The sequence below is a fragment of the Acinetobacter sp. UBA3025 genome, assembly GCF_002367915.1.
Classification (GTDB): domain Bacteria; phylum Pseudomonadota; class Gammaproteobacteria; order Pseudomonadales; family Moraxellaceae; genus Acinetobacter.
On sequence record NZ_DFDO01000245.1, the window covers coordinates 542 to 10,413 of the forward strand.

The following is a 9,872-nucleotide window of genomic DNA, read 5'->3' on the forward strand; positions in this document are numbered from 1 at the left end:
GGGGCTTTTTTTATGCGTGGGGTTTAAGAAAATTAATTATTCGATGGTTATTTAAACTGAATCATCACATAAAAAGCGAATTTTGAGGCGTATACTGAGCGGGTTCATGGAGCGGATATGTCCTCAAATTCATCTTCAAGCCATATCGCATATGGTTCATCTGCTTTTAAAGCTATTTTATTCTCCTTATTTCTGGCGGGTTTTGCGATTTTCTCATCGCTGTATTGTGTCCAGCCCATGATGCCGATTCTGGCAGACTATTTTCATATTTCTCCGACACAAAGCAGTTTTCCGCTTTCATTCTCTACGATTGCACTAGCTGTTGGCTTGATCTTTACTGGTCTGATTTCAGACCGTTTTGGCCGTAAGCCGATTATGGTCTGGTCTTTATTTTCAGTTTCAGTCTTACTGTTACTCAGTGCTTTACTGCCAATCTGGTCGATATTTCTAGCCACACGAGTGCTAATAGGTCTCACAGTCAGTGGCGTAGCGGCAGTGGCAATGACCTATATCGGAGAGGAGGTGGCAGAGCAGGATGTGGGTCTTGCCATGGGACTATATATTTCCGGAACTGCGATTGGTGGTATGAGTGGTCGATTGATTGCTGGAACATTGGTGGATTTTATTTCCTGGCAATCCGCGACTTTGATTATTGGATTGCTGAATCTATGTATCGCGGCAACTTTCTACTTTCTACTACCGAAGTCCAGGCATTTTAAAGCTTATCCAATACAATTCAGCCGTTTTATCAGAGCATTTCAGCAGAATCTGAGTGATCCCAAATTAAGAATTTTGTTTCTACAGGGCTTTATCTTGATGGGGGGCTTTGTCTCGGTATTTAACTATCTGAGTTATCGTTTGATTCAAGTGCCATTTGAACTGTCTCATGTCTGGATAGGATTGATTTCGATTACTTATCTGGCCGGAATTTATAGCTCTCCACGAGCCGCAGCTTGGAGCAGAAAGTTTGGACGTTATAAGGTGCTTGCCGCCATGCTTTGTACCATGCTGTTCGGCTTAGCCTTAATGTTGATTGATAACTTGGCTTTGGTTTTTATTGGTTTGCTGATTTTTACCTTTTCCTTTTTTGCGGCTCATTCAACTGCCAGTAGCTGGGTATCGGTGCAATCCTTACAATATCGTGCGGTAGGTTCGTCCCTTTATTTGTTCTGTTACTACCTGGGTTCAAGCTTACTTGGAAGTTCGAGTGGACTGGTCTGGGAAAATTCCGGATGGTTAGGACTAAGTGTATTTATCGCTATTATTTTAGGATTAGGCTTGCTGATGGCACAGCGTTTAAAACCTATAAATGATTCTTCAAAATCAGGATGAGTATATATTCCTAATAAAGGTCTTAAAGCTGTTTTTGTATAAATTATAATCAAGCAACCTGAGCTGAATTCATGCTAAAATACTCGGCTTTCATCTTTGATCACTTTTCTGATCTTCCATCTGCCAGCCGAGAATTGCTAGCCATGTCTACTGCTTATACCGCTCAGACTGCGCCTAAAGCGTTGTTTGATTACGACAAATATTGGGCGTCATGTTTTGAACCCGCGCCTTTTTTGCCGATGTCACGCGAGGAAATGGACCAACTCGGTTGGGACAGCTGTGACTTTATTTTTGTCTGCGGTGATGCCTATATTGACCACCCGTCATTTGTGACCGGGATCATTGGACGTGTGCTCGAAGCACAAGGTTTCCGCGTCGGGATTATTGCCCAGCCGGACTGGACCAATGTAGAAGCCTTCCGTGTACTCGGTAAGCCGAATATTGCCTGGGGTGTTTCTGCCGGTAATATGGACTCTATGATTAACCGTTATACGGCGGATCGTAAGATCCGTTCAGATGATGCCTATTCTCCAGATAACCAGCCGAATAAACGTCCAGACCGCGCAGCAACCGTCTATTGCCAACGTTGTCGTGAAGCTTTCCCGGATGTGCCGGTACTGTTAGGCGGGATCGAAGGTTCGTTACGTCGTATCGCACATTATGACTATTGGTCAGATAAAGTTCGTCGTTCGATTCTGATGGATTCGAAAGCGGATCTGTTGATGTACGGTAATGGCGAACGCTCGATCATTGAGATCATGCATCGTCTGGCTAAAGGTGAAAAGATTCATCAGATTACCGATGTTCGTGGTACTGCATTCATCATCAATAAACATAACCGTGCTGCGAAAGCCCAGTTTGTCGAAATTGCATCCAATGATGTCGATACCATTGGCCGTGTCGATCCGATCATCAACCCGTATGTGATGAGCGAAGATATTGACGGCTGTGAAATCGAAAAAGATAAAGGCAACAGCTTAAGCCAATACCAGAACTTCCAGAAAGAAGTCGTAGCCAATCCAATCGTGCGTGAAGGGGATAACCTGGACCCGGATACGCAAATTGTGCAGCTACAACCGGCATCTAAAGCAATTAAACATAAATTACCACCACGTGAATTAGCAGTGATTCGTTTGCCTTCTTTTGAAGAAGTGGCAAATGATCCTGTGCTGTATGCGCATGCCAACCGTATTCTGCATCTGGAAACTAATCCAGGGAATGCGCGTGCTTTGGTACAAAAACATGGCGAACGTGATGTCTGGATCAATCCACCACCGATTCCATTGACCACCGAAGAAATGGATTATGTGTTTGACCTGCCTTATGCACGTCTGCCACATCCATCTTATGGTAATGCACGCTTCCCGGCTTTTGACATGATTAAATTCTCGGTGAACATCATGCGTGGCTGTTTTGGTGGCTGTACTTTCTGTTCGATCACCGAGCATGAAGGCCGTATCATTCAGAACCGCTCTGAAGAATCAATCCTGCGTGAAGTTGAAAAAATTCGTGATACGGCTCCAGGTTTCACCGGCATTATTTCAGACTTGGGTGGCCCAACAGCCAACATGTACCGTTTGGCATGTAAAGATCCTGAGATTGAGAAGAACTGTCGTAAACCTTCATGTGTATTCCCGGGCGTGTGTCAAAACCTGCATACTGACCATGCACCGTTAACTCAGTTGTATCGTAAAGCACGTGCTTTACCGGGCATTAAAAAGATTCTGATCGGCTCAGGTCTGCGTTATGACCTTGCAGTATTGAACCCGGAATATGTCAGAGAGCTGGTGACGCATCACGTAGGCGGTTATCTGAAGATTGCGCCGGAACATACCGAAAAAGGTCCATTATCCAAGATGATGAAACCGGGCATCGGAACGTATGATCGCTTCAAACAGATGTTTGACCGTTTTAGTAAGGAAGCCGGCAAGGAACAGTATCTGATTCCTTATTTCATCGCGGCGCATCCGGGTACCACCGATTACGACATGATGAATTTGGCTATCTGGTTGAGAAAGAATGGCTTCCGTGCCGATCAGGTACAAACCTTCTATCCATCACCAATGGCCACTGCAACCACCATGTACTACACCGGTAAAAACCCGCTGGCGAAAGTCGCGCGTTATACTGAAGATGTGGACATCGTGAAAGGTGAGAAACGTCGTCGTCTGCATAAAGCCTTTTTGCGTTATCATGATCCAAACAACTGGCCTTTATTGCGTGAAGCTTTAAAGGAAATGGGGCGTCAGGATCTGATTGGTAACTCGAAACAGCATCTGATTCCAACCTATCAACCTGCTGGTACAGATGGGCAATACCAGTCTGCACGTAAGAAGAATTCGACTGTAGCGGGTGATTCACAGAAACGTACTGCTAACCCAGGTAATCGTGGTCAGGCTCAAAATAACCGTCCGAAAAAAGGCCAGATTCTGACCCAGCATACTGGTCTGCCACCGCGTGAAACGGGTGATGCGAAAAAGCCATTCGGCGGCCCTAAACCTAAAGCAAAATCAAAGCCAAAATCACGTGCTTGATTAAGCTGATAAAAAAGACACTTCGGGTGTCTTTTTTTATGTTCAGACTTTATTGATGCGGCTTTCAGGTTCTCAATTAAAATGTAAAATATTTTATTTTTAGTCGATTTAAATTTTTGAAAAATGATATAAAAATAACACTTTGTCGGAATTGTCTTACAGTTCAACCGATTTATATTGCGATCTATCAGGAGACTATTTTACAGTCGCGTATAAGGATTTAACCCTAATTTCTATTGAAATAGTAAAAAGCGGTTTTTAAGTAACCGGCAATCAAGTTTTGCTACGAATTGTATTGGTCTCTACACAGAATGGTAGCAGGGCAATTTTAAAAATAGTATGGGTTTATACTGGATAACAATAAAACAAGAATGATTATAAGAATGCAAGGATTGAGTCATGACCACCTATATGATAATAGGGAGTTTCTTGGTGTTCTGTGTCGTGCTCATGGCATGGAAGCAGCTAAGGAATAGCCCAAAACCGCAAGACAGCGCCTTAAAACAGCGCGCTATTTTTAATCCAAATGAACAACTGACGTTTACACGCCTGAAAGAAGTATTGCCTGATTATATTGTACTGGCCCATGTTTCTTATGATGCACTACTTACTACCAAATTTGGTCGTACCCGGCACAAGTATCGTGATCTGATTGCAGATTTTGTGATTCTGGATCAGCAATACCAGATTGTTGCCATTGTAGCTGTAGATGATCCGGTAATTTTAAAACGTCCACAGCAGGCGCAATTTCAGGATGCCTTGTTGACTATGGCCGGTTATCGGGTCATTCGCTATGAAGATGTACCGGAATATTATCAGTTACGAGGAGATTTCCTGCGTGAGCAGGAGCATTCCAGTAAAGACCAGAGATTTACTGCTGTGAATGATCTCAAAAAATATCATCTCTATTCAGATCTGGAACGACGTAAAGTCAAAGCATTAAACTGATAGAACCTAAACGAAAAAAGTATGCCAAGCGCATACTTTTTTCTATTTTACATGAGTAGCAATTAGGCCTGAATAGAAGCCTATTCAGGTTTGACTGCCACGACAGTCAGTTCTACTAACACGCGTGGATCATATAATTTAGCTTCGACACAGGTACGGGGCAGGGCTTGAATATCCGATACCCAGGTATCCCAGACTTCATTAAACGCTGCATAATCTTTTTCAATATCTTTGAGATAAATCGTCACAGACATGATCTGACTTTTATCGGTACCGGCATCCGCTAGGAACTGGTCAATAATATCCAGTGTCTGCTGGGTTTGACCTTTGATATCCAGATCCAGGTCTGTGGCCAGCTGGCCGGCAAGATGAACCAGATTGCCGGCAATGGCGATCTCAGAAAAGCGTTGTGAAACATGCAAACGTTGAACAGACATCAGCTTAATCCTTGGTTTTTGGCATCAAGGCTGCGACTAATGCAGTCAATAGGCAGCCTATCGCAAGATAGATGGCTACATAATGCCATGAACCATCACCCCAAATCACTAAGGATGCTGCAATCATTGGGGTAAAACCACCACCGATAATACTGGCGACCTGATAACCGACTCCGGCACCGCTATAGCGGTATTCTGTACCAAATAGCGAGGTGAAGATGGGTTGATGCACGCTGACCACCATGTCATGCGCGACATTGGCCAGTAGAATGGCGCCAACAATAATCATCCAGGTATTTTGTGCATCCAGTGCCATAAAGAAAGGGAAAGCAGACAGTGCACCGATCAGGCCACCCCAGACACACATGGTTTTATGCTGGATTTTATCGGAGAGCCAAGCAAAGAAAGGAATACTGAAACAACTGATCGCACCGACCATCAGGGTGATATTCAGGAAGAACTGTTTGTCCATGCCCAGATTATTGGTGGAATAGTTCAGGGCAAAGTTGGTGACCAGATACATGGTCAGCAGTTCGGTCAAACGTAAGGCAATAATATAAAAGAAAGCTTTAGGATGTTTGCTGATTGCCTGCAAGATCGGCAGTTTTTCTGGATGATGATCCGCCTTAATTACTTTCTCTACGAATTCTTGGGATTCATCCTGATCACGGCGAATCCACATCGCAATTCCGATCAGCACGATACTGGCAATAAACGGAATACGCCAAGCCCATTCAGCAAAAGCCTCTTCACCCAGTGTAACAATAATGATCGATACCGCACCCGTTGCCAGTACCAGACCTACGCCATAGCCGACCTGAACGCCACTGCTATAAAAGGCTTTTTTGCCTTTAGGCGCATTTTCCACCGCCATCAGGGCAGCACCACCCCATTCACCACCGACTGCAAAGCCTTGAATGGCACGCAGGGTCACCAGTAAAACCGGTGCCCACCAGCCAATAGCTTCAAAATTAGGTAAAAAACCAATCCCGACAGTAGAAATCCCCATCAGGATGACAGTGAGTACCAGCATTTTCTTGCGGCCGAGCTTGTCACCGAAATGACCAAATACCACACCGCCTAGAGGACGAAACAGAAAGCCGACACCAAAGGTCGCTAAAGCCGCCAAGGTGCCCATATTGGCACCAATGCTTGGGAAAAACTGGTCTTTAAAAATTAAGGCTGCAACAATGCCGTAAAGGAGAAAATCATACCAATCGACAACAGCACCAACAAAACTGGATAACGCCGCTTTACGCGCGCGTCGTTCTTGAATAACAGAAGAATTTACAGAGGACATGCAGGGAGGGATTCCATGAGATACATCAGAGTTGCCCTGCAATATTCGGATTTGATCGTCACGCCAATCACAGGACAGTATGCTGAAAGTAAAGGTGATTTTCAGCATCTCAGCACATACATGGATAATGCATTGCGCAGATAGAGTACTCCAAAAATTCAAAATGTAAAAACAAAGTTGCCGTATTTTTAAACTAACGTCTAATACTTGTACAAAATAGGCCTAAAGCAGCAGCAATTGCGTTTCTGTTTCACGTGCAGCGAGCTGATAAACGCCAAGCCCAATCAGCCGGAATTGCAGTTGAGGAGTAATATGCATCTCTTGAAGCAGTAAGTGTAAAGCCTGCTCCAGTTCTTGCGGGCTACGCAGCAGCTGGCTGAAGCTTTTACTATGCTGCATGGTCTGAAAATTTTTCATTCTCAGCTTCACAGTAACTCCGCGGGCAGAAAGCTGCTTTTTTTCCAGACTTTGCCAAAGCTGGGTAATTAATGGCTGCCAGTAAGGTTGGCATTGCGGTAAATACAGATCATCATCGAAAGTCGTTTCCTTGGAAATCTGCTGGCGTTCCCGTTCAGCTTCGACTGGCCGATCATCAATGCCTCGAGCATATAGAAATAGACGCCGTCCATATTTGCCAAAATGCTGAATCAGGATTGCTTCTTCAATCTGCTGTAAATCTCCCAAGGTTTCCAGATTCAAACTTTTTAGTTTTTCTTGAGTGACTTTGCCTACACCGGGAATTTTCTTGAGTGGAAGATCCTGAATAAAACGCTGTACTTGTGAAGGTTTGATGACACAGATTCCATTCGGCTTATGCCAGTCGGAGGCGATTTTAGCGAGAAATTTATTCGGCGCCACGCCGGCAGAAGCGGTTAGTCCGGTAACTTGAAAAATATCTTCACGAATGCGCATTGCCACTTCAGTGGCACTTGGAATCTGCTGTAAATTTTCTGTCACATCCAGATAAGCTTCATCCAAAGACAACGGTTCGATCACTTTAGTATAAATTTGAAATATCTGATGAATCTGACTAGAAACCTGACGGTATTTGGCAAAATCCGGTTCAATCACGATGACCTGAGGACAGAGTTTACGTGCTTGGGTCATCGGCATGGCAGAGCGTAGTCCGAACTCGCGGGCCGGATAGGAGGCAGCCGCCACTACTGCCCGCGGATGATGCGAGGCAATCACCACAGGTAGAGCGTTCAGCTCTGGACGTTCACGTAGCTCAACCGAGGCGTAGAAGGCATCCATATCGATATGAATAATTTTGCGCATATCCAGTATCTTAAGTGGCTTTAGCTGGATTGGGAAGAGACCGGATTGACAAGTAAACAGGCTAAAGCATCATTCAATATGAAGCATATCCTGCCTAGATGACCCAATATCCATTTCATGGTTGAATCAGTGAGGAATTGGGTTTATTTCTTGGCCGGAGGCTTGGGCTGATCCTGGGTGGGAATACTGTTCTTCTGTAAAAATTTGATCCAGTCCTGCTCTGAGCCATAAAACACGTTGAGATCCACAGTACGGGCAATGCCGGGAATTTTACCTTGACTGGTATGTTGCCAGAAGGTCCATTTAGGCTGACCCTTTAAATCTGGTAAACCTTGGTACTCACGTACCCAGAGCGGTACGTCAGTAAACTCTCCCGCCAGCACGATATTATAAAAAGATTTCGACACATAGAAGATCGGCTGCTTGCCATAATGGTGTTTTAAGGCATCATGCATGATCCGGATTTCCTTGAGCAGCTGCTCTTTGGAGTAGTGATTAATGCACTTGCTGTCATATTCCAGATCCATTACAGGAGGCAGGGCATCACTTTTACGTGGGACAGACTCTATAAAATTCTGAGCCTGAATGCTGCCATCACGGCAAAGTCGGTAAAAATGATAAGCACCGACCAGAAAGCCCTGTTCGCGGGCCTGCAGCCAGTATTCCTGAAACTTGGTATCTTTAAAATCGCCGCCTTCTGTGGATTTTAAATAGACAAATTTATATTTCTGTTTCGGGATTTGCTTCCAGTCTATTTCTTTCTGATGATGGGAAACATCGAAACCATGAATCGGATAATCTGCTGCATACGCTGATGGCTGTTTGAAAAACAGCAGATAAAGCACAGACGTCACCACAAGTGTAATCAGCAGCCCGACTGCAATCACTGAGTATTTTTTCCAGTTGCTAGAGGTGGGAGCTGCTTTCATTGTGAATGGTGGCCTGATTTACGGATATTCATATCGAGTATATATTCTGCCCTAGACTGGTGTGTTTTTGGGGATATGCCAGAAAATATAGGCAGCAATAATATTAATACAGCCCAGACAGAGCAGAGAAACGTGGAAGGCATTGTCCAGCTGTTCAGGGCCGAAGTAGGCACTAAACATATTCACCAACGTACCTGCCAGTGCCACCCCGATACTCATTGACAGCATCATGATCATCGACAGAAAACTGTTACCACTGCTGGCATTCTGCTGGCTTAAATCTTTTAAAGTCAGCGTATTCATTGAGACAAATTGCAGCGAATTCAGAATCCCGAACACAAAGAAATGTATAGCACGTAACCAAATTGGAGTCTCCGCCGTAGTCAAGGCAAAACTGGCGATACATAGACCGACCAGCAAGGTGTTGATCAACAAGACTCTACGATAACCAAAACGTTGAATGATTTTGCGGATAATCGGTTTAGATGCTAAAGAACCGAGTACCGTTGGAATCATCAGTAAACCGGTAATAAAAGGTTCGAAACCAAAAGCGACTTGCAACATTAAAGGCAATAAAAACGGAATCGAGTTGCCGCCGAGTCGGGCAAAGAAATTACCCAGAATGCCAATCGAATAGATCTTATTTTTAAATAATTTACTGCGAAAAAGCGCGTTCAGATGAGTATGCGAGTGGTAGGCGTAGATGAGTGAGGCAATCAGGCCACTTCCGACCAGACTTAAGCTCCACCATAGTGGATATTGTGGATTGGCAAAGTTTTCAATCCCTAGACACAAGCCGATCATTGCGATGACCAGTAGAATAAAACCGCCAAAATCAAAACGCTGTACCGTCGGTTCGGTAATATTGGGCATAGCTTTAAAGGTAATCAATGCACCCAGCAGACCAATCGGCAGATTGATCAGGAAAATCCAGTGCCAGGACAGGTATTCCACCATCCAGCCACCTAAGGTTGGACCGATTAAAGGACCCATTAGTCCGGCCAGACTCATCAGGCTCATGGCGGATAGAAACTGGGTACGAGGAATAATTTTCAGCATGGCCAGTCGTCCGACTGGAAGCAGCAAAGCACCGGCAATACCTTGAAATACCCGA

The 9,872-nt window shown here is 44.5% G+C and carries 8 protein-coding genes; 3 read left to right on the top strand and 5 right to left on the bottom strand.

Annotation, left to right across the window (positions count from 1 at the left end):
* Nucleotides 1-117 precede the first annotated feature (117 nt).
* From B4J23_RS10425 to B4J23_RS10435, 3 genes are all read left to right on the top strand, one after another.
* Nucleotides 118-1,332 (top strand): MFS transporter, encoded by a 1,215-nt coding sequence (locus B4J23_RS10425; protein ID WP_291360493.1) that lies wholly within the window; start codon nt 118-120, stop codon nt 1,330-1,332.
* Nucleotides 1,333-1,475: 143 nt separating this feature from the next.
* On the top strand, nt 1,476-3,866 hold the full coding sequence (locus B4J23_RS10430) for a YgiQ family radical SAM protein (RefSeq protein WP_291360506.1): 2,391 nt from the start codon (nt 1,476-1,478) through the stop codon (nt 3,864-3,866).
* Between the two features lie 399 nt (nt 3,867-4,265).
* Nucleotides 4,266-4,814, top strand: coding sequence for a DUF2726 domain-containing protein (locus B4J23_RS10435; RefSeq protein WP_166136543.1), 549 nt, complete (start codon nt 4,266-4,268; stop codon nt 4,812-4,814).
* An 80-nt stretch (nt 4,815-4,894) separates the two neighbouring features.
* Here B4J23_RS10435 and B4J23_RS10440 read toward each other — a convergent pair whose 3' ends face one another.
* The 5 genes from B4J23_RS10440 to B4J23_RS10460 all read right to left on the bottom strand — a co-directional run.
* Nucleotides 4,895-5,251, bottom strand: coding sequence for a RidA family protein (locus tag B4J23_RS10440; RefSeq protein ID WP_291360496.1), 357 nt, complete (start codon nt 5,249-5,251; stop codon nt 4,895-4,897).
* A gap of 4 nt (nt 5,252-5,255) precedes the next feature.
* Nucleotides 5,256-6,551 carry a shikimate transporter gene (gene shiA, locus B4J23_RS10445; RefSeq protein WP_291360498.1) on the bottom strand — a complete coding sequence of 432 codons (1,296 nt, stop codon included), beginning with the start codon at nt 6,549-6,551 and terminating at the stop codon, nt 5,256-5,258.
* A gap of 222 nt (nt 6,552-6,773) precedes the next feature.
* Nucleotides 6,774-7,829 carry a DNA polymerase IV gene (dinB, locus tag B4J23_RS10450; RefSeq protein ID WP_291360500.1) on the bottom strand — a complete coding sequence of 352 codons (1,056 nt, stop codon included), beginning with the start codon at nt 7,827-7,829 and terminating at the stop codon, nt 6,774-6,776.
* Between the two features lie 143 nt (nt 7,830-7,972).
* A complete protein-coding gene (locus B4J23_RS10455) occupies nt 7,973-8,758 on the bottom strand; it encodes a GH25 family lysozyme (protein ID WP_291360502.1) in 786 nt (261 codons plus the stop codon).
* A 51-nt stretch (nt 8,759-8,809) separates the two neighbouring features.
* On the bottom strand, nt 8,810-9,872 hold a 1,063-nt coding region (locus tag B4J23_RS10460; RefSeq protein WP_291360504.1), incomplete at its 5' end, for an MFS transporter.

Coding starts and splice junctions, on each gene's coding strand:
- B4J23_RS10430 (WP_291360506.1), top strand. CDS start 1,476: ATGTCTACTGCTTATACCGCTCAGACTGCGCCTAAAGCGTTGTTTGAT.
- shiA (WP_291360498.1), bottom strand. CDS start 6,551: ATGTCCTCTGTAAATTCTTCTGTTATTCAAGAACGACGCGCGCGTAAA.
- B4J23_RS10425 (WP_291360493.1), top strand. CDS start 118: ATGTCCTCAAATTCATCTTCAAGCCATATCGCATATGGTTCATCTGCT.
- dinB (WP_291360500.1), bottom strand. CDS start 7,829: ATGCGCAAAATTATTCATATCGATATGGATGCCTTCTACGCCTCGGTT.
- B4J23_RS10455 (WP_291360502.1), bottom strand. CDS start 8,758: ATGAAAGCAGCTCCCACCTCTAGCAACTGGAAAAAATACTCAGTGATT.
- B4J23_RS10435 (WP_166136543.1), top strand. CDS start 4,266: ATGACCACCTATATGATAATAGGGAGTTTCTTGGTGTTCTGTGTCGTG.
- B4J23_RS10440 (WP_291360496.1), bottom strand. CDS start 5,251: ATGTCTGTTCAACGTTTGCATGTTTCACAACGCTTTTCTGAGATCGCC.